At 70.4% G+C, this 21,247-nt stretch carries 24 protein-coding genes and 1 pseudogene; 11 read left to right on the forward strand and 14 right to left on the reverse strand.

Annotation, left to right across the window (positions count from 1 at the left end):
• Positions 1–58 precede the first annotated feature (58 nt).
• From BM536_RS45220 to BM536_RS24020, 12 genes are all read right to left on the reverse strand, one after another.
• Positions 59–1,306 carry a tyrosine-type recombinase/integrase gene (locus BM536_RS45220; protein WP_073494023.1) on the reverse strand — a complete coding sequence of 416 codons (1,248 nt, stop codon included), beginning with the start codon at positions 1,304–1,306 and terminating at the stop codon, positions 59–61.
• The gene (locus BM536_RS23975; RefSeq protein ID WP_073494024.1) at positions 1,306–1,503 is read right to left on the reverse strand and encodes a helix-turn-helix transcriptional regulator; all 198 of its coding nucleotides are present in this window, start codon (positions 1,501–1,503) and stop codon (positions 1,306–1,308) included. The genes BM536_RS45220 and BM536_RS23975 overlap by 1 nt, the downstream gene beginning before the upstream one ends.
• Entirely contained in the window at positions 1,500–2,876 is a 1,377-nt protein-coding gene (gene repSA, locus BM536_RS23980; protein ID WP_094103444.1) for a replication initiator protein RepSA, read from the reverse strand. Before repSA ends, BM536_RS23975 begins: the two co-directional genes overlap by 4 nt.
• Complete coding sequence (locus BM536_RS23985; protein ID WP_073494026.1) at positions 2,869–3,054, reverse strand: hypothetical protein; 186 nt, start codon at positions 3,052–3,054, stop codon at positions 2,869–2,871. The genes repSA and BM536_RS23985 overlap by 8 nt, the downstream gene beginning before the upstream one ends.
• A gap of 85 nt (positions 3,055–3,139) precedes the next feature.
• Positions 3,140–3,691 carry a GGDEF domain-containing protein gene (locus BM536_RS23990; RefSeq protein ID WP_073494028.1) on the reverse strand — a complete coding sequence of 184 codons (552 nt, stop codon included), beginning with the start codon at positions 3,689–3,691 and terminating at the stop codon, positions 3,140–3,142.
• 94 nt (positions 3,692–3,785) lie between these two features.
• The gene (locus BM536_RS23995) at positions 3,786–4,088 is read right to left on the reverse strand and encodes a SpdD-like protein (protein WP_073494030.1); all 303 of its coding nucleotides are present in this window, start codon (positions 4,086–4,088) and stop codon (positions 3,786–3,788) included.
• A 23-nt stretch (positions 4,089–4,111) separates the two neighbouring features.
• Entirely contained in the window at positions 4,112–4,270 is a 159-nt protein-coding gene (locus tag BM536_RS24000; RefSeq protein ID WP_094103445.1) for a hypothetical protein, read from the reverse strand.
• Positions 4,271–4,281: 11 nt separating this feature from the next.
• Positions 4,282–4,473 (reverse strand): mobile element transfer protein, encoded by a 192-nt coding sequence (locus tag BM536_RS24005; RefSeq protein ID WP_073494032.1) that lies wholly within the window; start codon positions 4,471–4,473, stop codon positions 4,282–4,284.
• Positions 4,474–4,495: 22 nt separating this feature from the next.
• Positions 4,496–5,164 (reverse strand): DUF2637 domain-containing protein, encoded by a 669-nt coding sequence (locus tag BM536_RS24010; RefSeq protein WP_094103446.1) that lies wholly within the window; start codon positions 5,162–5,164, stop codon positions 4,496–4,498.
• Positions 5,164–5,322 (reverse strand): hypothetical protein, encoded by a 159-nt coding sequence (locus BM536_RS41365; RefSeq protein WP_167396220.1) that lies wholly within the window; start codon positions 5,320–5,322, stop codon positions 5,164–5,166. Before BM536_RS41365 ends, BM536_RS24010 begins: the two co-directional genes overlap by 1 nt.
• An 84-nt stretch (positions 5,323–5,406) precedes the next feature.
• Positions 5,407–6,762, reverse strand: coding sequence for an FtsK/SpoIIIE domain-containing protein (locus BM536_RS24015; RefSeq protein WP_073494035.1), 1,356 nt, complete (start codon positions 6,760–6,762; stop codon positions 5,407–5,409).
• Between the two features lie 2 nt (positions 6,763–6,764).
• Complete coding sequence (locus BM536_RS24020) at positions 6,765–7,121, reverse strand: SCO3933 family regulatory protein (protein WP_073494037.1); 357 nt, start codon at positions 7,119–7,121, stop codon at positions 6,765–6,767.
• A 156-nt stretch (positions 7,122–7,277) separates the two neighbouring features.
• On the opposite strand from BM536_RS24020, the gene BM536_RS24025 reads away from it, so the two are divergent.
• Positions 7,278–8,009 carry an XRE family transcriptional regulator gene (locus tag BM536_RS24025; protein WP_073494038.1) on the forward strand — a complete coding sequence of 244 codons (732 nt, stop codon included), beginning with the start codon at positions 7,278–7,280 and terminating at the stop codon, positions 8,007–8,009.
• Positions 8,010–8,037: 28 nt separating this feature from the next.
• Positions 8,038–8,508, forward strand: a complete 471-nt coding sequence (locus BM536_RS24030; protein WP_073494040.1) for an NUDIX hydrolase — start codon at positions 8,038–8,040, stop codon at positions 8,506–8,508.
• A 219-nt stretch (positions 8,509–8,727) separates the two neighbouring features.
• On the opposite strand, the gene BM536_RS24040 is transcribed toward BM536_RS24030, so the two are convergent.
• Entirely contained in the window at positions 8,728–9,285 is a 558-nt protein-coding gene (locus BM536_RS24040; RefSeq protein ID WP_073494042.1) for an HDIG domain-containing metalloprotein, read from the reverse strand.
• A gap of 420 nt (positions 9,286–9,705) precedes the next feature.
• On the opposite strand from BM536_RS24040, the gene BM536_RS24045 reads away from it, so the two are divergent.
• Positions 9,706–10,689, forward strand: coding sequence for a DUF4231 domain-containing protein (locus BM536_RS24045; protein ID WP_158086540.1), 984 nt, complete (start codon positions 9,706–9,708; stop codon positions 10,687–10,689).
• Entirely contained in the window at positions 10,686–11,300 is a 615-nt protein-coding gene (locus BM536_RS24050; RefSeq protein WP_079275039.1) for a TIR domain-containing protein, read from the forward strand. Before BM536_RS24045 ends, BM536_RS24050 begins: the two co-directional genes overlap by 4 nt.
• A gap of 411 nt (positions 11,301–11,711) precedes the next feature.
• Here BM536_RS24050 and BM536_RS24055 read toward each other — a convergent pair whose 3' ends face one another.
• Positions 11,712–12,806 carry a hypothetical protein gene (locus BM536_RS24055; protein ID WP_143650954.1) on the reverse strand — a complete coding sequence of 365 codons (1,095 nt, stop codon included), beginning with the start codon at positions 12,804–12,806 and terminating at the stop codon, positions 11,712–11,714.
• 441 nt (positions 12,807–13,247) lie between these two features.
• Between BM536_RS24055 and BM536_RS24060 the strand changes: the two are divergent.
• The 7 genes and pseudogenes from BM536_RS24060 (at position 13,248) to BM536_RS24090 (ending at position 20,972) form a co-directional block, all read left to right on the forward strand.
• Positions 13,248–14,302, forward strand: a pseudogene (locus tag BM536_RS24060) (Strvi_7410 family MBL fold metallo-hydrolase).
• Positions 14,303–14,411: 109 nt separating this feature from the next.
• On the forward strand, positions 14,412–14,855 hold the full coding sequence (locus BM536_RS24065) for a nuclear transport factor 2 family protein (RefSeq protein WP_094103448.1): 444 nt from the start codon (positions 14,412–14,414) through the stop codon (positions 14,853–14,855).
• A gap of 560 nt (positions 14,856–15,415) precedes the next feature.
• Positions 15,416–16,645, forward strand: a complete 1,230-nt coding sequence (locus BM536_RS24070) for an SCO2321 family membrane protein (protein WP_094103449.1) — start codon at positions 15,416–15,418, stop codon at positions 16,643–16,645.
• Complete coding sequence (locus BM536_RS24075) at positions 16,642–17,298, forward strand: SCO2322 family protein (RefSeq protein ID WP_094103450.1); 657 nt, start codon at positions 16,642–16,644, stop codon at positions 17,296–17,298. Before BM536_RS24070 ends, BM536_RS24075 begins: the two co-directional genes overlap by 4 nt.
• Positions 17,291–18,487, forward strand: coding sequence for an energy-coupling factor transporter transmembrane component T (locus BM536_RS24080; RefSeq protein WP_094103451.1), 1,197 nt, complete (start codon positions 17,291–17,293; stop codon positions 18,485–18,487). The genes BM536_RS24075 and BM536_RS24080 overlap by 8 nt, the downstream gene beginning before the upstream one ends.
• Positions 18,484–20,157 (forward strand): ABC transporter ATP-binding protein, encoded by a 1,674-nt coding sequence (locus tag BM536_RS24085; RefSeq protein ID WP_094103452.1) that lies wholly within the window; start codon positions 18,484–18,486, stop codon positions 20,155–20,157. Before BM536_RS24080 ends, BM536_RS24085 begins: the two co-directional genes overlap by 4 nt.
• Positions 20,118–20,972 carry an ECF transporter S component gene (locus BM536_RS24090; protein WP_425444665.1) on the forward strand — a complete coding sequence of 285 codons (855 nt, stop codon included), beginning with the start codon at positions 20,118–20,120 and terminating at the stop codon, positions 20,970–20,972. The genes BM536_RS24085 and BM536_RS24090 overlap by 40 nt, the downstream gene beginning before the upstream one ends.
• Positions 20,973–21,247: the final 275 nt, after the last annotated feature.

Consider the following 21,247-nt stretch of genomic DNA (forward strand, 5'->3'; position numbering starts at 1 on the left):
AATGCCCCTGACCAGCGGTTTCCCGATGATCAGGGGCGGGGCCGGAAGCCGTGGGCCGTCAGGGGGCCGTCGGGGCCTGGTGGGCCGTGCGGTACATCGCGTCGACGGCGTTCCGCGTACGCGTCTCACTGCTCGGCATGAGGTGGGTGTAGGTGCGGAGCGTGAACCCGGCGTCGGCGTGACCGAGGTAGGCACTCAGGGCCTTGATGCTCTCCCCCGCGTCGAGGAGCACCGAGGCGTAGAAGTGCCGCAGCGCGTGCATGCCGTCTTCACGGGCTTCCTTGTACCTCTCCCCCGGCCCAGGCTTCGGGATTACTCCCGCCGCGGCGAGCGCTGGCTTCCAGGCGTGCGTGTTGAAGGCGTTGCGCCAGACCGCTCCGCCCTCAGCACCCGTGAAGTACAAGAGCCTGGTCACCGGCTCTCCGTCGGGGCGCATCCAGGGCAGCGTGACTTCGGCCGGCGGGAAGGCCGTCATGTGCTCGGCGAGCGCGAAGGCGACCGAGTCCGGCAGCGGCACGTCACGGAGCTTGCCGTTCTTCGGCGGAGCGAATACGAGCTTCCGTTCCACGATCTTGACCTGCTGGGTGACGTGCAGGAGACCGGACAGCGGATCCACCTCGTCGACGGCCAGCCCGAAGATCTCGCCTTGCCGAAGTCCGCACCCGGCTCCGACGTCAACCATGGCGCGGAACCACTCAGGCAGCCCCCGCCGAACGGAGAACACACGGTCTGCGGACCACGGCGCGACTCGACCAGGGGCGGGCTTCGGGCGCCGGACCGAGCGCACACCGCAGGGATTCCGCGCCAGGCGGCCGTCATCGACTGCGGCAGCGAGTACCGCCGACACGTTCCCGAAGATCACGCGACGCGACGATTCAGCGCTTCCCGCATCCTCCAGCCCGCGTATCCATACCCGGATGTCGGACGGCTGGAGCGAGGAGAGGGGACGACTTCCGAGGTACGGGAAGGCATGGAGCCGAAGGCGGCGCTCTGTGTTCTCCCGAGTCGTCGGGTCGGTTGTCTGCCCGGCCAACCACTCGGTGGCGTACTGCTGGAAGGTGACCTTTCCGGCCTCCGGGTCGAAGTACTGGCCACGCGACATGTCGGCCTCGATCCGCGCGAGCCACTGGTCGGCGAGCCGCTTCTTTCCGTCAGGGAAACTCTTGGACTTTTCTGTCCCGTCAGGACCGATGTAGCGGGCGCGGTAGCGCATGCCGGTGCCATGACGGTCTGTCTTGGCCTTGACCGTCATGCCGTCCGGGGTGGCCTTTGTCTTGTACCAGCGGTCTTGCACGTGGCCGGGCATCAGGCGGCTACCTCGGTCAGACCGTCGACCCACTGGCGGAGCCGGACGGGGTCGTAGCGGAGATGCCGGCCGACGCGGAAGGCCGGAGGGCCTGTGCGCTTCCGCCGCCACTGGTACAGCGTCTCGACCGGGACGCCGAGCAGCTCGGCGACGTCGGCCGGAGTCAGGAACCGCTCCGGAAGTGTGCGGACGGTCATGCGGCGGCTCCTTCCAGGGCCAGGTCTTGCAAGGCTTCGCGGGCGGTTTCGCGGTTGAGTTGGAGGCCGCGGGCGATGGTGGCGGCCAAGACGGATTCGCCGGGGGTGTGGCCGTGGCCCGCGTACTGCCAGTCGGTGAGAACCAGGACGGTGTCCGGCTCCTGGTCCTCGAGGCCGAGGGCGGCGTGCTCCTGGGCGGCGCGGTAGTCGGCGCGGGCCTGGCGCAGGGCGCCGAGCGTGGTGGAGTAGCGGCGGGACTTGGAGGAGAAGTGGCCGCGGAAGCCGAGCATGTGCGCCCAGGCCCACAGGCGCCGGTCCGGGTAGATCGGGTCGAGCAGCTTGCAGGCTTCGATCAGGCGGCGGGTGTGGTCGGGGACGCCGTGGCGTTCGAGTTCGGAGAGTTCGCCGATGCGGCGGTCGAGGGTGCCGGTGTTCTCGGCGGCTTTGGTGGCGTACTTGGCGACGTAGGAGGCGACGGCCTGTTCGGTGATGTCGGAACCGTCCCCGAAGGCCTTGACCGGTCGGACGTCTAGCTGTCGGCCCCAGCGGAAGGTCCGGGCCGGTTGGTCGGCAGCGGCCGGGACGGAGACCGAGGTGTAGGAGTGTGCGGCGGCGGCCCGGATGGCGTCGCTGAGGAGGTCGACCGTGGCCCAGGTCGGCGGCGGGGTGCCGGGGCCGTCCGGTCCGTCGATACGGATCACAGCATGGAAGTGCAGCGCGCCGCGCTTTTGGAACTCGGCGACCTTGCCGTACGACAGTCGGGCACGCTCCTTCAACTCCCGCTGAGAAAGGCCGGCGCGGGCGGCAACTTCCCGGCGGAGCCGGTTGGTGAAGCGCTGCCAGAGCTGTCCGGCGTGATTGTTGAACAGCACCGCGCCCGCGTAGTCGTACGTGTCCGGGTCGAGGGCGGTGCCGAGGGCGGGGTCGTCGGGGGTGTGGCGGGTGCCGCAGCGGCAGACGCCTCGGTCGGGCCGGTTGTGGACGCGGCCGAACGAGGGGGCGGTGAGCGTGGCGAAGACGCGGGGGTGGTCGCGGACGGTGGCGGGGATGTCGCGTCGGTCGTCCCCGGCGAGCCCGGCCCGGATGAGGTGGTAGGTGTCGCCCGCGTAGGTCCAGGCGCAGGACGGGCAGCGGGAAGCCCGGCGATTGCCGCAGGCGAGGCGGAGTCGTCCGCCCGGTTCGCCCTCGGTGGAGTAGTGGTGCAGGGTCTCGCCGGTCGTTTTGTCCTTGTGCAGGACCCAGCCGGTCAGGTGGATCGGGTCGGCGCAGCCGCCGGTACGGCGGATCTGCTCGTGCCAGCGGTCGTAGTCAGAGGCCGAAGCCACCCTCAGCAGGTCGCCGAGGGTGGCACGGTCGAGCAGCTGCTCAGGCACGCGCGCCCTCCGGGGAGCGGCGGACGGTGCCGGTCCCGGTGCCCTGGCAGGCCGGGCAGTGCGCGGTGATGGTGCGCAGGCGGCCACGGTGGTCACGGCCGCCGAGGGTGACGGCGACGGAGGCGAAGCCGTCGCAGGCCGGGCAGATCCTCGGCGGGGGCGGGGTGTGGTGGGCCATGATGGTGGTTCCTTTCGATTGCGGTTGGAAGGAACGGCCCCGGGTGGCGGCGTGCTTGGCGGCTTGTGCGCCACCCGGTGCCCTTTCAGCGAGTGGTGCGGGAGCCCCGGCGGGTGCGGCCCTTGGTCGCGTACATGGCCGTGTCGGCGGCGGCGAGTGCGTCCGTGAGGAGCGGCACCGTTAGCTCCGCGACGGGGCAGACGCCGACCGAGGCGGCCAGCGGGAGGAACGTCCCTGCGTAGGACAGCGGCCGATGCAGTGCCGCGGTGAGCGCGTCGACGTCGGCGGCGGCCAGGTCCCTGATCACGGCGACGAATTCGTCCCCGCCCAGGCGGCCAGCGGTGCCGTTGTGTCCACACCAGCCGCGCAGTCGGTCGGCGGTGGCGACGAGGGCGGCGTCCCCGGCGGCGTGGCCGTGGGTGTCGTTCAGGTTTTTGAAGTGGTCGAGGTCGACCAGGAGCACGGCGGCGTTCGGGTGCCGGCGGATGAGGTGTTCGGCGCGGGCGGTCCATCCGGCGCGGGTGTGCAGGCCGGTGAGCGGGTCGCGGCGGGCGCAGGCGAGACGGCGGGTGAGGATGCCGCCGTGCACGGCCCAGCCGAGTAACGGCACGATGCTCGCGGCTATGTGCAGGTCCATGGCGTTGTCCCTTGGCGATGGCGGTTGGTGTGGCGGAACCCGGTTCCAGGAGCGGCGGCGTGCTTGGCGGCTTGTGCGTCGCCCCTGGGACCGTTCAGCGGCGCTTGGCGTCGGTGTTGGCCAGAGAGCGGATCACCACGGCGCAGACCGCGACGGACGCCCCGGTGACAGCGACGGCCAGGAGCATCGAGACGAGGACGGCGCCGACGACCAGGACCACGGCCGTACCGCCGCCGACGAGGGCGAGGACTGCGCCGGGGGTGAGCTGCACGGTGGGACGCGAAGGAGCCGGGGCGGGCGTGGGGTGGTGCTGGACCACGGTGGTCGGCTCGACGACAGCGGGCGGGGTGATGAGCCCGGTCGGGGTGGGCATGGTGGGGATCTTGGGGCGGAGCATGGCGGTTCTCCCTTCGGTGCGGGCTACTTGGTGAGGGCGGTGTCGATGGCGGGGGCGAGGACGCTGTCGGCGAGGAGGTAGCCGCCGAGGAGGAGGACGGCGACGAGCCACCAGGGCGGGCGGAGGAACTTGACGCCGAGGTAGCCGACGGCGGCGAGGGCGAACCAGAGGGGGACCTGCATGGCGGTGTCTCCTAGCGGATGCGGCAGCGGTGGGTGCGGGCGGCGAGCTGGGCGGCGGTCTGGCTGGAGTAGTCGGCGGACCAGCCGCAGCGATCGGCGGTGCAGACGGCGGCGTGCACGGTCCGGCCGTTGCGGTCGCGGTGGGTGCCGATCTGCACGGGGCCGATCCGCATCACGGAGTGGAAGTTGTCGCGGGCGGGCATGGCGGATGGTTCTCCTTCCTGGTCAGGCGAGCTGGGCTGCGATGGCGTCGGCGAGGTGGGGCGGGACGCCGAGGCGGGCGCGCAGGGTGTCGGTGTCGATCGGGGCTCCGGTGCGGTCGCGATAGTCGGCGGCGACCTTGCGGGCGTGGTCGATGAGGACGGCGGGAACCGCGGGCGCCGGGTCGGCGGGCGGAAGCGTCGGCGGTTCCTCCACCGGGGCCGGGGCGGGCTCCGGGTCTGGCACGGGTTCGGGGTCCGGTTCGCGGTCGTCCGCGGGGTCGGGTTCTGGGGTCGGGGCGGGTGCCGGCGGAGTCGGTGTGCGGTGGTCGGCGGAGTGGGCGAGGAGGGTGCCGCCGAGGAAGGCGAGGGCGGGCCATCCGGCGATGCCGAGGCGGAGCAGGGCGGGCGGGTCGGCCAGGTCGAGGAATCCGGCGGTGGCGACGTTGGCGCCGAGCGAGGCGAACAGGGCGATGAGGAACCAGCACCAGGCCAGCCGCGACGGGCCCTCGCTTCGGAGTCGTCGCCAGGCAGCGACCAGGAGCAGATCGACACTGACCGGGTAGGCCCAGGCCTTCCAGCCGTCCTGTCCCGCTGCGGCGGCCAGGTCGTGCAGGTGGGCGAAGGACAGGGCACCGGCGATGACGGCCTGGACCAGGACGGCGTCGACACGCAGACCGTGACGGACGGCCATCAGGACTCCTCGCCGGTCGGCGGCTCGGGGAGCGAGGCGGCCAGAGAGGGGCTGACGGCGTCGACGAAGTCGAGGTCGGCGCCGGTGGTGTCGGCGTAGAGGGCGAGTTGGCCCAGGAGCAGGACGGTGCGGGCGAAGTCCTCGCAGTCGGGGCACATGACGCGAGTTCTCCCTTCATCGGGCGTGGCGGGGGTAGGGACCTGGCGCGAAGGGCGGTCGCGCCGACCATGGAGCGGGGGAAGTCAGACCGTGACGGGAGCCGTCTTGGACAGCGGCACGGGGGCCTCAGCGGAGCTGGTCAGCTCGGGCCGGAACGGTGCCAGCTCGGGCAGGTCCGGGACGAGGTGAGCATGCCGGTTGCAGGTGTTCACAGCTTGGCGGAGTGAGGTGTGCGGGGCGCGGATGCGGTGCCAGCCGCCGGTGGAGTCTCCGGCGACGGCGAGGCCGCGCAGTTCGGCGGGGATCTGGATGGCGGCGAGGACGGCGTCCGGGGAGATGTCGCCGAAGGCCATGTTGGCGGAGGTCTCGTCGTTGACGCGGTGGGCGGTACGGCCGGTGAGCTGGGCGCGGAGCATGGTGATGCCCTTGCCGAGTTCGGAGCCGAAGCGCTGTCCGCAGATTTCCAGGTAGATGCCGGCCGCGCGGCCGAGCTGGGCGAGGCGGACCAGCGCGGTGATGATCCGGTCCCGGCGCTTCTCCTCCTCCTTGCTGGCGAACAGAGCGAGTTCGGCGACCTCGTCGACCAGGACCACGACCGGCACGGGTCGCAGGTGGTCGGGCAGGTCCCAGATGTCGGCGGCTATCTCGGCGTCCGGGACGGCGGAGGTGATGCGCTGCTCGGCGCGGATGAGCTGGTAGACCCCTTCCATGCGGGACACGAGCGCGTCGAGGAGATCGGCGGCGGTGTCGGGGTTGTCGGCGAGCGCGGAGAACCGGCGAGCCAGCGGGAACAGCTCGACCCCCTGTTTGCAGTCGATGCCGACCAGGGCGACGTCCATCGGGGCGAGCCCGGCTACGAGGTTGCGCTGGTAGACGGACTTGCCCGACTCGGTGGCGCCGAGGGTGAGGGCGTGCGGAATGGCACGGTAGTCGCGGTAGTGGACCGATCCGTCCTCGCGCAGGGCGACCGGGACGCGCATCGGGCGGGTGTCGAGTTTCGCGGGCATCTGCACCCGCTTGAGGACGTCGTAGCCGGTCATCCGCACTTCCACGACTCCCGAGCGCACCTCACGTGAGGTGACGCCGTACATGGAGAAGGAGTGGCGGAGCCGGTCCGAGGCGGCGGCGACGTCGAAGGCGTCCTGTCCGGGGCGCAGTCCCAGACGCAGGACCAGGCCGGTCCGGGTCGGGTGAAAGCGCAGCATGCGCGGCGGGCGGGACTCCGGCATGGGCCGGTTGGTGACCCGCGCCAGGGCCAGGCGCCAGCGCGACGGCGGGACCGTCAGACCGCAGGCGTCCATGACGGAGGCGTAACGGACCAGGACCCGCAGCACCGCGAAGGTGACCCCGAAGGTCAGCCAGTACCAGGCGGGGCGCCGCCACCGCAGGAGACCTGCGGCGGCGACGACCAGCACAAGAGCGACCGTGAAGCCGGTCATGATCAGGCCGCCTTCGGCCCTGCGGCGGCGTTGGCGAGCGAGGTGACCGCGACCGCGCGGAACGCGATTCCGTGCCGCTTCTGGCCGTTGAAGTCGTTCTCCCACGGCCGGGCGATCAGGCCCGTGAGCGCGACCGGAGTGCCCATGGCCAGCTCACCGGAGATGCCCGGCTCCGGGACGGCGATGGACAGGATCTCCACCTCGTCGTTCGCCGCGAACATCACGTCCACGGTCATCATCTTCGCGCCGGTCTCGGTGTCCAGTGCGATCTCGCCGGTACGGCGGTCCTTCACCTTGGGCTGCGGGGTCTTGGCGACCATCACGGTCGCGGCGGATGTGTCCACGGGGAACTGACGCATCGTCTTGTCTCCTGCTGTAGTGGGCTCTTGGCCGACTCCCGTCGGTGAGATCAGGAGACCGCGAGAAGGGGTGGACGCATCACGGCCCGTATGGACGTTTGGGGACGTCTGAGTTATCGTCAAAACGTCCCTGAGACGTCCCAGGAGAGGGCAGTCATGGCGAACGAGCGTCTGCGCGCGGCGATTTCGGCGAAGGGCGAGACCATCCAGTCCGTTGCCGAGCACGTGGGAGTCGACCCCAAGAGCGTCGAGCGCTGGATCACCACGAACCGGACTCCGCACCGGGGCCACCGCTGGAAGGCCGCGAGCTTCCTGGGGGTCGACGAGGTCTACGTCTGGCCGTCAGTCGAGAAGCACGCCGAGATGGCGAGCGCGTCGGAACTGATCACGTACTACCCGCACCGCGGTGCCGTTCCTGCCTCGCTGTGGTCTTCCCTCATAGAGAAGGCGACGGACCAGGTCGACATCCTGGTGTACGCGGGTCTCTTCCTCTTCGACAGTCACCCGGACCTGCCGGACCAGTTGGCCGAGAAGGCCAAGGCCGGCGCCCAGGTCCGCATCCTGCTGGGCGACCCAGAATCCGCGGCAGTGCGCCAGCGAGGTGAGGAAGAGGGCATCGGCGACGATCTGGCGGCGCGAGCGCGGATCACTCGCCGGTACTTGCAGCCCGCGATGTCGACGCCCGGTGTCGAGATCCGGCTGCATGACACGATCCTCTACAACTCGATCTACCGGTTCGACGACGACGTGTTGGTGAACCCCCACGTGCTGGGAGCTCCCGCAGGGCAGAACCCGGTGATGCACTTCAAGTACCTGCCGGGAGCGCGGACGTTCCGGCACTACATGCGAAGCTTCGACTACGCATGGGACCAGGGCCGGAAGGCATAACGGGGTCCCGGCGTGCGACGCTGAACACATGGCACGCGTCGACTACTTCAACGATCCGAACGCCCCGAAGGCGAACAGCCTCGTTCCCTCCGTGACCGCCGTGGCCCGCAACGAGGCCGGGGAGATCCTGCTGATCCACAAGACCGACAACGACCTGTGGGCCCTGCCCGGAGGCGGCATCGACCTGGGCGAGTCAGCGCCTGACGCGGCTGTACGGGAGACCAAGGAAGAGACCGGGTTCGATGTCGAGATCACCGGCCTGGTCGGGATCTACACGAATCCCGGACACGTCATGGCGTACGACGACGGCGAGGTCCGTCAGCAGTTCTCCATCTGCTTCCATGCCCGCATCGTCGGCGGCCAGCTGCGGACGAGCAGCGAGAGCAAGGAAGTCGCGTTCGTTGATCCGAGCAAGCTGGACGAGCTGACCATCCACCCGTCGATGCGCATGCGGATCGAGCACGGATTGGCCGGCCGGACCGAGCCCTACATCGGCTGATGCCCTCGGTATGGTCGCGCCATGAACGAAACCGACCGTCGACGGAAGCGACCAAGGGCCGAGCGCCCCTCTGGCTGGACCCCGACGACCTGCGATGGCTGGCTAGCCATTGCTGCTGCCCCGCGACGCGTCCGATGAGGAGAAGGACCGCTGCGGACGTCTACGGTTCCGCGCCAGTGCGGCACTGCACAAGCACGGGCATTCTCGCTGAGCCGGTGATCAGGAGCTGTCACCAAGACGGCCGCGGGTCCGCTCGACAGCCGCACCGAGGTACGGTCGCGCCTTGCTGATCGCGTTGTGCACTTCGCTGCCCGGCTCGTAACGGACGAGGATCTCGTCGATCCGTGTGTCGAAGTCGAAGGACTGCCCGGCTGGGCCGGTCGTCATGTCGGCGAAGATCAGTGCATCGAGGACGGGGGAGTCTTCCCGCTTGTAGACGGCCAGCTCTGCCGAGAGACCGCGCTGCTCCGCTTCGTACACGGCCCCGGAGTGGTGGGCGACCAGCCGCACGAGACGCGCCGGCGCACCCAGCGTTTCCAGGTGGCGGGCACCGTCGAGGGGATGGAACCCGGTGTTACGCAGCTCGGGGGCGTAACCGATGTCGTGCAGCCAGGCTGCGGCGACGAGGAGATCCCGGTCAGCCTCAGACACGGCCGCGGCAGCTTCCTCAGCCCGAGCGGCCACAGCCTGAGTGTGCAGCCAGCGGTTCCCAAGCTGAGGAAGCAGAGACTCGGCGAGTTCGGCCGCTCCCTGAGGCGTGTCCAGTGCAGAAGGCATGGATGGAACGGTAGCCGAGACGAGCGGTGAGCCGACAGGCCACGATCGAGCGGTTTCGATCATGGGTGCGGTACAACTTTCCCTACTTCATCAAGGCCCGCGCACGGCGCGGGCGCGCGCCGCCTCTGCGGCGCGGCCTGCCTCCTGTCTGCGCCCCGGCTGGCCGCGCCCGGCGGCGCGCTCGGCGGCTGCGGGCATGAGGTGGGAGACACCCTCTGTGGCTGGGGCGGTCGGCTCCACGGCTTTAGGCAGCCACTTTGGGGCGAGCCTCTAAGATCATGGCCCCAACGTCGTGCTTTACGGGCAGGTCCACTGACCGCCCGACTCGCCATGAGCTTACGGGGCCATGATCACTCGCCCCAAAGCAGCTCCAGCCCAAAGCCGCTCCGCCGACCTCTAGTTCAGCATGGGCGGCCCGTCATGACTCCCGAGGCGCTAATCTGGCACCTTGAGTCGTACCGCCAGAACGGGGAGCGTGTGCCGCCGCAACAGAGTCCGCTAGCCGAACGGGAGTTGCCTGGCATCTTCGCTTCGGCTGACGAAATCTCAAAGCAGTCACAAAAGGAATATCTGCGCTGGACACGCGGACGCTTGCAATTGGCAGTCTTGGCGGCTACTGGCGGAATCGCGGCAGCCAGCAGCAGAGATGACGGCTGGCCAGAAACTACCTTTACCTGTATTGCACTAATTTCCTTCGTTACTGCCCTAATTCTCGAGGTACATCTACTTCGAGACAGACCGGAAGAACGTTGGTATCACGGCAGAGCAATTGCAGAGTCGGCCAAGACATTGGCTTGGCGATACATGGCAATAGCGGAACCGTTCCCGGCGAGCCTTACGCCGGACAGGGCAGAAGATGTTCTTTTGGCGCGAATCCAGGACCTATTCGCAGAGTCATCCCCAAACCTCCCCGGGCTCTCTGTTGGATCGAGTCAGGTAACACCGAGGATGCGCCAGATCCGAGCATCCGACCTACCTGCCCGCAAAGCCACCTACCTCTCTCTCCGAGTTTCGGATCAACAGGCATGGTACGAAAAAAAGGCCAGAGAGAACGAAAGTGACGCGAAACGCTGGCGCCTCACCCTGGTTTCATTCGAGATTCTCGGAATCGCAACAACCGTAATCACACTACTGGATATCACGAACCTCGACATGGGTGCGACCCTTGCCGCCGCCATCGCCGCCGGAGGCGCCTGGCTTGAGGTCAAGCAATACGATAATTTGTCTTCGGCGTATGCGCTGACCGCTGCCGAACTGAGTTTTGTTCGAGCGACAGGCGAGAGCATCTCAGACGAGGAGAAGTGGTCAGACTACGTAGTCTCTGCGGAGCAAGCTATCAGCCGGGAACACACCATGTGGTTGGCTCGCAGAGTTGGACTTAGAGCTGCAAGGAGGAACGGATGACTCTCACCTACCAGGCCAGTCTGGCTCAGACTCGACTCACTGCAATCTCTCGACAACTTGAGCACAAAGCGGACTCCCAAGTTCGCCACAAGTGCTTCCTGAGCTATCACGCTGTCGACGCTGAGGAAGTGTTGTCTTTCGTTGAGTCTTTCGGGGACTACTTCATACCAAGGGCCATCGGCGTCTCTGAGGACGATCCTGTAATCGAGAGCGAAGACAGCGATTACATCATGGACCGAATCAGAAGCAAGTACCTCGCGAACTCGACCGTCACAATAGTCATGGTAGGAAAATGCACCTGGGCTAGAAAGTTCGTCGACTGGGAGATTTATAGCTCTTTGCGTAGGGGCAAGGTAAACCGCCTCAATGGACTGATGGCAATTCAGCTGCCTTCCGCTAAGAGCCCTGGCGCAAAACTGCCTCCAAGAGTGCAGGACAATGTGATCAGAGAGGGCACAAAGGACATCGGGTACGCCCGGTATTACGCATACCCGACCGGTGGCGGAACACTGCAGAACTGGATCCAGGACGCCTTCGACGCCAGGACCACCCGAGACCACCTCATCTACAACAGCCGCGCCAGAAAGAAGATCAATTCTTCCTGTCCATGACTGCGGCATCCGACAGCACCGCTGACAAACGCCTGACATCCACAGGTCGCATCAATGGCACCGGACTGAGGTAACCAGGAGCATCCTTCCCCTGGTCCTCGCGTCCTGGTGAAACCGCGCGAGGTTTCCACTCTTAACCGGACGCCTCATGCGGGGGCGGGGCTCGCATGCGAGCGCCCTCCCGGGCCGTCCTCGGGCCGTGTAAGGGCGCTCAACGATGATTAACGTCGACAACTGCCGACAGCTCAGCAGCAGGTCAGGACGTTGATCGGTTAGGCGGCCGCAGGTCACGGCCGTCGGTGATCAGTTGTGGCTGTGCAGCGACTGCCTCACTGCACAAGGCCGCAGTTCGACCGGCGGAGAGAGGTCAGTCGAACCAAGTCGAGAGCAGGCACGCGACGGTTGCGCATATCAGGGCCCCTTGAATAATTTGGAGACCATGGCGTCGAAGCCGTGCTGGACGCCGACAGCGAACACCGCGTGGAGCCAGTGGTACTCACTCGCAAACGGGTCGGTGAGCGTCATTGACAAGCGCGCCAGCTGTGCGTAGGCGGCGAGCATCGTTGGGATTGAGCAGGCCTCGTAGCCGAGGTGGACCGCTGCGGTGAGATGCAGAATGGCCCGCTTGGTTTGGCCCGTGTGGGCCTCGCGGATGCCGAGTGAGATCTCGAGCTGGGCCTGGATTTTGAGCGACTCGTCGACCTCGATCGTTGGCAGCTCTGGTGGACCGTCCGCCAGGGCGGGGCGGCGGCTGTCACGGATGCCTCGTATGGCCCGAGCAAGGGCAGCAATAGCGCCGGCGTCGCGGGCGTTCCAACCGTTGATTATGTGGGGGAAACCAGGGAACTGCTCGGGCGTGGCTCGTGGCGCGGCGGTGGCGAATGGTGCTTGGTGCACCCACCGATGGATGTCGAGTATCGTCTCGGCGGGCGGCTCGGCCAACAGGATCAGGGTGTACTCCTGGGCACGGGCCTTTTGTAGCAGCGCGCGCTCGGTCTCAACCCCACGCGTCATGACACTGGCTGCAAAGACGACAATGTCGGCGCGCCCGATGAGTCGACCCACGGCCTCCTCCCAGGTGGCGTCGACCGCGATGCCCAAGGGGCGATCGATCGCGGGCACGCCAAGCGTCGCGGAGGCTGAGCCTGATGGGTTGTAGATGAGCACGGCCATGGCATCGCTGCCCAACTGGTCGCGTACGACCTGAGGGGTCTCGATACCCGGCATTTCAAACGACAGCACTTCGCCGCGGGCCGAGCCGGAGGCCAGGCTCTCGTGGGCGAAGCTGCGCAGGTAGAGGGCGAAGGTCGCCTCACGGTTGCCCCAAATCGCTCGCAGGCGCTCCTCGACGCCGCAGTTGGCCCTGGCCACTGCCTCGAAAGCCAGGGTGAAGAGGTAGTCGCGATGATCGATTTGCCAGGTCGGCCAGACACGGTCCTGACCACTCAGTAGCGGTGAGAGTGTCGCCCAGAAGGTCTTGAAGTCGTTTCGGAAGCCGTTGGTCATCCAGGTCATCCTCGTCCTCCCGTCGGGCTGCCGCGTCACGTTGAAGGTGATACGACCTTATATAAGGTGCCCAGACGGGTACGTGCGATATGCACAACAACGGGACGCTGGTCGAGACCGATCGCTGTCGCATCCACATGAACCGTGCTGTGCCCAGACGTGTCACACAAGGTGGCACCAGCGCACAAAGGGAGCGCACGCCACCCGAGCAGGGCTCACCGCACGTATCGCTCTCGCGAAGAATTCGGCGTCTCCAGCAGAGCACCACGCGAGAGCTGGGCCGTCTCCGGGCCGTCCGGCAGTGACCAACGTCGACAACCGGCGGCAGGTAACGCGCACATCAGCGCAGGTCAACCCAACACCCAACAGCATCAGTCGACTTGGGCACCCATTGAAACCAGTTCTCGTTATAGTGGGCAATGGCCGTGGGACGGAGGGCGCATGACGAGCAGCCTGGACGGGGGCCCCGTGCACCCGGCGACGTACGACCACGGCGCAGGCGTGCGCTCGCTGCGCGTGCCCATCCCGGACAATCCCCTCGGCCACACCCTGGTGTACGTCGTCGACACCGACCGCGGGCCGGTCCTCGTCGACACCGGCTGGGACGACCCGGCCTCCTGGGACGCCCTGACCGCCGGGCTGATCGCCTGCGGCACCTCCGTCACGGAGCTGTACGGCGTCGTCGTCACCCACCACCACCCGGACCACCATGGCCTGTCGGGCGCGGTGCGCGAGGCCTCCGGGGCGTGGATCGCGATGCACGCGGCGGACGGCGCGATCGTCCGGCGGACCCGCGCGACCCGGCCTGAGCGCTGGTACGCGTACATGACGGACAAGCTGGTGGCCGCCGGTGCCCCCGAGGAGCACGTGGCCCCTCTGCGCACAGCGCGCCGTCGCGCCCTCCCCGGCCTCTCCCCCGTCCTCCCCGACCGCGAGATCGAACCGGGTGGACTCCTCGACCTGCCCGGCCGCCGCCTGCGCGCGATCTGGACGCCGGGCCACACCCCCGGCCACGTCTGCCTCCACCTGGAGGAGGACCATCCCGACCGGCTGCCGGCCACGGACGGCTGTTCTCCGGCGACCATCTACTGCCGGGGATCACCCCGCACATCGGCCTGTACGAGGACCCCGACGACGCCACCGTCACGGACCCCCTCGGCGACTACCTGGCCTCCCTCGAACGCGTCGGCCGCCTCGCCGTCGCCGAGGTCCTCCCCGCCCACCAGTACGCCTTCACCGACGCGCCGTCCCGGGTACGGGAGTTGCTGAGGCACCACGAGGACCGCCTCGCCGACCTGCGGGAGTTGCTGGCCGAGCCGCTCACCCCCTGGCAGCTCGCCGAGCGCATGGAGTGGAACCGGCCCTGGGAGCAGATCCCGTACGGCTCGCGGAACATCGCCGTCTCGGAGGCCGAGGCACACCTGCGGCGCCTGGTGAAACTGGGCCACGCGGAGGTGGTGACGGGGAGCGATCCGGTGACGTACGTGGCGGCCTGAGGCGCGCCGGCAGACCGGGCGCGCGCTTCACCCGACGTATCGGCACCGTTCACCGTCCCGCCGCGCCCCGCATCCGCGGGCGTCCCCACCGCCCGTTACGAACGTCCGCATGGACCCCTTCGAGCAGCTCCTCGCCGAACGCGCCTGCCGGCGACTGCTTCTCGACCTGCTCAGGCGGCTCGACTTCCAGGAGCCCGCGTCCGTGGCCGAGTTGTTCACCGAGGACGGCACCTGGGCGTGGCCGGCGGGCGAGCGGCTGGTCAGGGGACGGGAGGCCCTGCGCGCCTACTTCGGGTCCCGCCCCGCCGACCGGCGGTCGCGCCGCCTGATGTCGAACGTCCTCGTCGAGGTGACGTCCGCCGACACCGTGTCGGCGACCTCGTACTTCACGACGTACCGCGTCGACGGCCACGACGGCGGCACGGTCCCCGCCGGACCGCCGGTCCAGATAGGCCACTACGAGGACGTCTTCCGCCGGTCGTCGGAGGGCGACTGGCTGCTGGCGGCGCGGACCGTGTTCCTGCCCTTCGCCGGCCCGGCACCGCACCTCTAGGGCCTGTCGTTCGGATCACGCCGCAGACGCGGGGCCCGGCACGCGCATCTGCCGCGTTGTCGTCACTCGCCGACGCTCCGCGTCGACTCCCTCCTCCGCCTCGCGGCTGCCCGCACCAGGCCCCGCTCACCGCGCTGAACAGCACCGTGGATTTCCTGCGGCCTGATCCAAACGACAGGGCCCAGCCGACGACCGCGGAGCCGGCGGCCCGGCACGGTCCCCGTCGTGCCCATGGGCCGGGCCCGCGCGCACGCGCGGCCTGCCCTCGGGGCGTTTCCCACGGCCGAGTACAGTGGCCCGGTCGTCATCACACCCGTACGGGGGAAAGCCGGTGCAATTCCGGCGCTGGCCCTTCCCCGGTTCTCGGCTCCGCTCGACCCGGGGACACCCCTGTCCGTGAGCCGTGGAACACCACGGCCAGCCGGACTGCCCCGGGCGGACGTGACCGGCTCACGTGCGTCGGCGCCGCCGCCGTACGGCACCGTCGAGGTATGCGGAGCCGAGCCGCCGGGATGTCCCGTGCTGCCCGGCTCCCTGACAGGGAGAGGCACCCGCCGATCATGAACGTCCGCCGCAGCGCCGCGGTCCTGGCCGCCACCGCAGTGATCGGCGCCGCCACGCCCGCCGTGGCCGCGTCCCCGTCGCCGACTCCGTCCGTGGCGATCCCGTCGGGTCTGTACGGCAGCACCGACCCGACGTACGACGGCGTCTGGCGCCAGTCGCTCGCGCTGCTCGCCCAGGACACGGCCGGGGTGAGGCCGGCGGCGAAGGCCGTGGACTGGCTCACCGGCCAGCAGTGCGCGAACGGCTCCTTCGCCGCGTTCCGCGCCGACCCCGCCAAGGCCTGCGACGCCGAGCTGATGGTCGACACCAACAGCACGGCCGCCGCCGTCCAGGCCCTCGCCGCCCTCGGCGGTCACGATGCCGCGCAGCAGAAGGCCGTCGGCTGGCTGAAGTCCGTGCAGAACGCGGACGGCGGCTGGGGATACGCCCCCGGCGGCGCCAGCGACACCAACTCGACGTCCGTCGTCGTCGGCGCGCTGGCGGCGGCCGGGGAGAAGCCGGCGGAGGTCGTGAAGGGCGGGAAGTCGCCGTACGACGCCCTGGTGAAGCTCGCGCTGCCCTGTGCCGCGGGCGGTGCCTTCGCCTACCAGCCCGACAAGCAGGGCAAGCTGGCGGCGAACGCGGACGCGACGGCGGCGGGTGTCCTCGGCGCGCTCGGCGAGGGCCTGGCCGCCAAGGCCGCGGCGCAGAGCGCTGCCGCCGCCTGCGCCGCCCCCGGCACCCCGCAACAGGCCGCCGCGAACGGCGCCGCCTACCTGGCGAAGGCCGTCGCCGAGGACGGGTACCTGACCTCCGTGCTCCCCGGCGCCGAGAACCAGCCTGACTACGGCAACACCGCCGACGCCGTGGTCGCGCTCGCCGCGCAGGGCGGCGCCGAGCAGGCGCGCGAGCCCCTCGCCTGGCTCCAGCGGAACGCCACCGCCTGGGCGAAGCAGAACGGCCCCGCCGCCTACGCCCAGCTCGTGCTCGCCGCCCACGCGACGGGTACGGACCCGCGCGCGTTCGGCGGCACGGACCTGGTCGCCGCCCTCAACGCGACGGGCCCGGCGCCGCAGTCGGCCGACAAGGCGACCGGCGGCCTCCAGCGGGAGGACGCGGACGAGAAGGACAGGGACGGGAAGGACTCCGACGACGGCTTCGGCGTCTGGTGGACCGTCGGCGTCTTCCTCGTCGCGGGTATCGGCATCGGCTTCCTGATCAGCGGCCGCAGGAAGCGACAGCCGTGATACGCCGCCTCGCCGCCCTGCTCGTCGCCGTGCTGTTCCTGGGGCTGGCCGCCACCGGCCCGGCCCAGGCCGCCGGTTACCGCTACTGGTCGTTCTGGGACCGCGACGGCGACAGCTGGGTCTACGCCACCGAGGGTCCCTCGACGGCCCGCCCCGCCGACGGCGCCGTCCAGGGTTTCCGCTTCGCGGTCAGCGAGGACTCGCAGGACGCCTCGCAGCCGCGCGGTGCGGCCTCGTTCGAGGCGATCTGCGCGCGGACCCCGGCGCGGGACGGCATGAAGCGGGTCGCCCTGGTCGTCGACTTCGGCACCCCGTCGGACGCGCCGTCCGGCGAGACCCCGCCCGCCGCGCGCACGGCCTGCGCCCGCGTCCACCAGGGCGCGACCACGGCGGAGGCCCTCGCCGCCACCACCAAGCCCCTGCGCTACGACACGAACGCCCTCCTGTGCGCGATCGCCGGCTACCCGAAGTCGGGCTGCGGAGACCAGGTGACGACCGGCGGGGACGAGGCCTCCGCCGAGCCCTCCGCGTCGTCGACGGCCTCGGCCGACGACGACGGCGGCCCGTCGGTCGGGGTGTACGCGGGCGGTGCGCTGATCGCCGCCCTGGCAGCGGCGGCGGTGTGGCAGGCCCGGCGGCGCGGGAATGTCTGAGGGCACCCGCCCCGGCACCAGCGGCACCCGCCCCGCCAAGAGCGGCTCCCGTCCCACCGAGCGCGCCACCCGGCCGTCGCGGGCCCTGGCGGCCGTCCCCCACCTCCACCCCGGTGCCTGGTGGTTGTGGGCGCTGGGGCTCGGCACCGCCGCGACCCGCACGACCAACCCCCTCCTCCTCGCCCTCCTCCTCGTCACCTCCGCCTACGTCGTCCTCACCTGCCGCCCCGACACCCCCTGGTCCCGCTCCTACTCCGCCTTCCTCCACCTCGCCCTCGCCGTGCTCCTCGTCCGCCTGTTCTTCGTCGTCGTCCTCGGCTCCCCCGTCCCCGGCTCGCACGTGATCGTGACGCTCCCCGAAGTCCCGCTCCCCGGCTGGGCGCAGGGCATCCGGCTGGGCGGCAGGGTGACCGCCGAGGGTGTCGTCTTCGCGCTGTACGACGGTCTGCGCCTGGCCACCCTGCTCGTCTGCGTCGGCGCCGCGAACGCCCTCGCGAGCCCCTCCCGCCTCCTGAAGTCGCTCCCCGGCGCCCTGTACGAGGCGGGGGTCGCCGTCGTCGTGGCACTGACCTTCGCGCCGCATCTCATCGCCGATGTGCACCGCCTGCGTGCCGCCCGCCGGCTGCGCGGGCGCCCGGACAGGGGCCTGCGCGGCCTGTTGCAGGTGGCCCTCCCGGTCCTGGAGGGCGCTCTGGAGCGCTCCGTCGCCCTCGCCGCCGCGATGGACGCCCGCGGCTACGGCCGTACCGCCGACGTCCCGGCCCGCGTCCGCCGTACGACGACCGCGCTCACCCTGGGCGGTCTGCTCGGCGTCTGCGCGGGGACGTACGGCCTGCTCACCGCGGCGGGAGGCACGTACGGGCTGCCGGTGCTCCTGGCCGGGGTGGTCGCCGCGCTGGCCGGGCTGCGGCTGGGCGGGCGCCGCTCCCCGCGCACCCGCTACCGCCCGGACCGCTGGACCCCGCGCGCCTGTCTGGTCGCCGGGTCGGGTGTGGCGGTCGCCGCCCTGATGACGCTCGCCGGCTCCGCCGACCCGGAGGCCCTGCAGCCCGGCGTGATCCCCCTGACCGCGCCCACGCTCCCCCTCTGGCCCGCCGCGGCCGTACTCCTCGGCCTCCTGCCCGCCCTGCTCCCTGCCCCGCTCCCCGCTCGGCTCCCTGTTCCGCTCCCGAAGGAGCCGTCGTCGTGATCCGTTTCGAGAACGTCTCCGTGACGTACGACGGCTGCTCCGAAGCCACCGTCCAGGGCGTCGACTTCGCGATCCCGGAGGGTGAACTTGTGCTGCTCGCCGGTCCGTCCGGCGTCGGCAAGTCGACGCTGCTCGGCACGGTCGGCGGTCTCGTCCCGCACTTCACGGGCGGCACCCTGCGCGGCCGGGTGACGGTCGCGGGCCGCGACACCCGCACCCACAAGCCGCGTGAACTCGCCGACGTGGTCGGGACGGTGGGCCAGGACCCGCTGTCGCACTTCGTCACGGACACCGTCGAGGAGGAACTCGCCTACGGCATGGAGTCGTTGGGCCTGCCCCCGGCGGTGATGCGGCGCCGCGTGGAGGAGACCCTCGACCTGCTGGGCCTGGCCGGCCTGCGCGACCGTCCGATCGCCACGCTCTCCGGCGGTCAGCGGCAGCGCGTCGCGATCGGCTCGGTCCTCACTCCGCACCCCCGCGTCCTGGTCCTGGACGAGCCGACCTCCGCGCTCGACCCGGCCGCCGCCGAGGAGGTCCTCGCCGTCCTCCTCCGCCTGGTCCACGACCTCGGTACGACCGTCCTGCTCGCGGAACACCGCCTGGAACGCGTCCTCCAGTACGCCGACCAGGTCGCCCTCCTGCCCGCGCCGGGCGCCGCCCCGGTGCTGGGGACCCCGGCCGAGATCATGGCCGTCTCGCCGGTGTGTCCCCCGGTGGTGGACCTGGGCCGGCTGGCGGGCTGGTCCCCGCTGCCGCTGACCGTCCGCGACGCCCGGCGCCGAGCCGGTGACCTGCGGGAGCGGCTCGCCGGGCGGGAGCCGGAGCGGACGCCGCCCGCCACCGTCGAGCCACCGGCGCCGCGCCTGCCGCTCCCTCGACGGCGTGGCCGACGCGCCGCACCCGCCGCGGCCGCGTCCGCGCCCCCGGCCGAGGTCCGCGCCCTCGCCGTACGCCGCGCGCGGGTCCAGGCGCTGCGGGACGTCGACCTCACGGTGTCCCCCGGCGAGACCATCGCCCTCATGGGCCGCAACGGCGCCGGGAAGTCCACGCTGCTCAACACCCTCGTGGGCCTGGTCGAGCCGTCCTCCGGCACGGTCCGGGTGGGCGGCACGGTCCCGCACCGCACCTCGCCCCGCGACCTCGTCCGCCGGGTCGGCCTCGTCCCGCAGGAGCCACGCGACCTGCTGTACGCCGACACCGTCGCCGCCGAGTGCGCGGCCGCCGACCGGGACGCGCGGGCCGCCCCCGGCACCTGCCGCGCCCTGGTCACCGGCCTGCTCCCCGGCATCAGCGACGACACCCACCCCCGCGACCTGTCCGAGGGCCAGCGCCTGACCCTGGCGCTGGCGATCGTCCTGGCGGCCCGCCCGCCGTTGCTCCTCCTCGACGAGCCGACCCGCGGTCTGGACTACGCGGCGAAGACCCGCCTGGTCGTCGTCCTGCGTGAGCTGGCCGCCGCCGGGCACGCGATCGTGCTGGCCACGCACGACGTGGAACTGGCGGCGGAGCTGTCCCACCGGGTCGTCCTGCTCGCCGAGGGCGAGGTGATCGCGGACGGTCCGACGGCCGAGGTGATCGTCTCCTCCCCGTCCTTCGCCCCGCAGGTGACGAAGATCCTCGCCCCGCAGAAGTGGCTGACCGTCGCGCAGGTACGGGAGGCCCTGCGGTGAGCCGGACCCGGCAGGCGCGGGCCGTGCGGCTCGGCCCGCGTTCCGTCGCCGCGCTCGGGCTCGTCAGCGCGGTCGGTGTGGTCGCCTTCGGCTGGCCGTTCCTGGCCCCGCCCGCCTCGACGCTGAACGCGCACGCGCAGGACGCCCCCTGGCTCTTCGCGGGCCTGCTGGTGCTGCTGGTCGCCGTCGTCGCGGCGACGATCTCGGAGTCGGGCCTCGGCGCGAAGGCGGTCGCCATGCTCGGCGTGCTGGCGGCGACCGGTGCCGCCCTGCGCCCGATCGGGGCCGGTACGGCGGGCATCGAGCCGATGTTCTTCCTGATGGTGCTCAGCGGCCGGGTGCTCGGCCCCGGCTTCGGCTTCGTCCTGGGCTCGGTCACGATGTTCGCGTCCGCCCTGCTCACGGGCGGGGTGGGCCCGTGGATGCCGTTCCAGATGCTGTCGATGGGCTGGTTCACGATGGGCGCGGGCCTGCTGCCGGGTCCGGACCGGCTGCGCGGCCGGGGCGAGCTGTGCCTGCTCGCGGTCTACGGCTTCCTGGCCGCCTTCGCCTACGGCACGGCGATGAACATGGCGGGCTGGCCCTTCCTGGGCGAGTTGGCCTCGCGCGTCTCCTTCGATCCGGACGGGGCCGTGGCGGAGAACCTGGCCCGCTTCCTCGCGTACTGCGCGGCCACCTCCCTCGGCTGGGACCTGGGCCGGGCCGTCGTCACCGTCGTCCTGACCCTGACGCTGGGTCCGGCCGTGCTCAGGGCGCTACGCAGAGCCACCCGGCGCGCGGCCTTCGAGACCGCGGTCACATTCGAGGACCGTTGATCGGTGAAGCACCCCACATGACCCACATCACCTACGATCCACCCTAGTGGTGCATTTCGGACGCCAAGTCTCCGCAGAACACCCTCTGACCTGCACACTGAGAGCCGGGTCACACGAACGACCTTCGCCCCACATGCGGCCACAACTAGTAAAAGGGGTCATTGCGGACCCCTTCCGAGCCTGCTTCTCTGGATGACGTCGCACAGGGCCGACAGACCCCCCGGGTCCCGGCCCCGACGCATGCAAGCCCCCCGCCGCACACCACGCGGTGCGGC

It is taken from the genome of Streptomyces phaeoluteigriseus, assembly GCF_001896135.2.
GTDB lineage: Bacteria > Actinomycetota > Actinomycetes > Streptomycetales > Streptomycetaceae > Streptomyces > Streptomyces phaeoluteigriseus.

Excerpts from the sequence above, each read along its gene's own strand:
- BM536_RS45220 (WP_073494023.1), bottom strand. The coding sequence starts at position 1,306 with ATGCCCGGCCACGTGCAAGACCGCTGGTACAAGACAAAGGCCACCCCG.
- BM536_RS23975 (WP_073494024.1), bottom strand. The coding sequence starts at position 1,503 with ATGACCGTCCGCACACTTCCGGAGCGGTTCCTGACTCCGGCCGACGTC.
- BM536_RS23985 (WP_073494026.1), bottom strand. The coding sequence starts at position 3,054 with ATGGCCCACCACACCCCGCCCCCGCCGAGGATCTGCCCGGCCTGCGAC.
- BM536_RS23990 (WP_073494028.1), bottom strand. The coding sequence starts at position 3,691 with ATGGACCTGCACATAGCCGCGAGCATCGTGCCGTTACTCGGCTGGGCC.
- BM536_RS23995 (WP_073494030.1), bottom strand. The coding sequence starts at position 4,088 with ATGCTCCGCCCCAAGATCCCCACCATGCCCACCCCGACCGGGCTCATC.
- BM536_RS24000 (WP_094103445.1), bottom strand. The coding sequence starts at position 4,270 with ATGCAGGTCCCCCTCTGGTTCGCCCTCGCCGCCGTCGGCTACCTCGGC.
- BM536_RS24005 (WP_073494032.1), bottom strand. The coding sequence starts at position 4,473 with ATGCCCGCCCGCGACAACTTCCACTCCGTGATGCGGATCGGCCCCGTG.
- BM536_RS24010 (WP_094103446.1), bottom strand. The coding sequence starts at position 5,164 with ATGGCCGTCCGTCACGGTCTGCGTGTCGACGCCGTCCTGGTCCAGGCC.
- BM536_RS41365 (WP_167396220.1), bottom strand. The coding sequence starts at position 5,322 with ATGTGCCCCGACTGCGAGGACTTCGCCCGCACCGTCCTGCTCCTGGGC.
- BM536_RS24015 (WP_073494035.1), bottom strand. The coding sequence starts at position 6,762 with ATGACCGGCTTCACGGTCGCTCTTGTGCTGGTCGTCGCCGCCGCAGGT.
- BM536_RS24020 (WP_073494037.1), bottom strand. The coding sequence starts at position 7,121 with ATGCGTCAGTTCCCCGTGGACACATCCGCCGCGACCGTGATGGTCGCC.
- BM536_RS24025 (WP_073494038.1), top strand. The coding sequence starts at position 7,278 with ATGGCGAACGAGCGTCTGCGCGCGGCGATTTCGGCGAAGGGCGAGACC.
- BM536_RS24030 (WP_073494040.1), top strand. The coding sequence starts at position 8,038 with ATGGCACGCGTCGACTACTTCAACGATCCGAACGCCCCGAAGGCGAAC.
- BM536_RS24040 (WP_073494042.1), bottom strand. The coding sequence starts at position 9,285 with ATGCCTTCTGCACTGGACACGCCTCAGGGAGCGGCCGAACTCGCCGAG.
- BM536_RS24045 (WP_158086540.1), top strand. The coding sequence starts at position 9,706 with ATGACTCCCGAGGCGCTAATCTGGCACCTTGAGTCGTACCGCCAGAAC.
- BM536_RS24050 (WP_079275039.1), top strand. The coding sequence starts at position 10,686 with ATGACTCTCACCTACCAGGCCAGTCTGGCTCAGACTCGACTCACTGCA.
- BM536_RS24055 (WP_143650954.1), bottom strand. The coding sequence starts at position 12,806 with ATGACCAACGGCTTCCGAAACGACTTCAAGACCTTCTGGGCGACACTC.
- BM536_RS24065 (WP_094103448.1), top strand. The coding sequence starts at position 14,412 with ATGGACCCCTTCGAGCAGCTCCTCGCCGAACGCGCCTGCCGGCGACTG.
- BM536_RS24070 (WP_094103449.1), top strand. The coding sequence starts at position 15,416 with ATGAACGTCCGCCGCAGCGCCGCGGTCCTGGCCGCCACCGCAGTGATC.
- BM536_RS24080 (WP_094103451.1), top strand. The coding sequence starts at position 17,291 with ATGTCTGAGGGCACCCGCCCCGGCACCAGCGGCACCCGCCCCGCCAAG.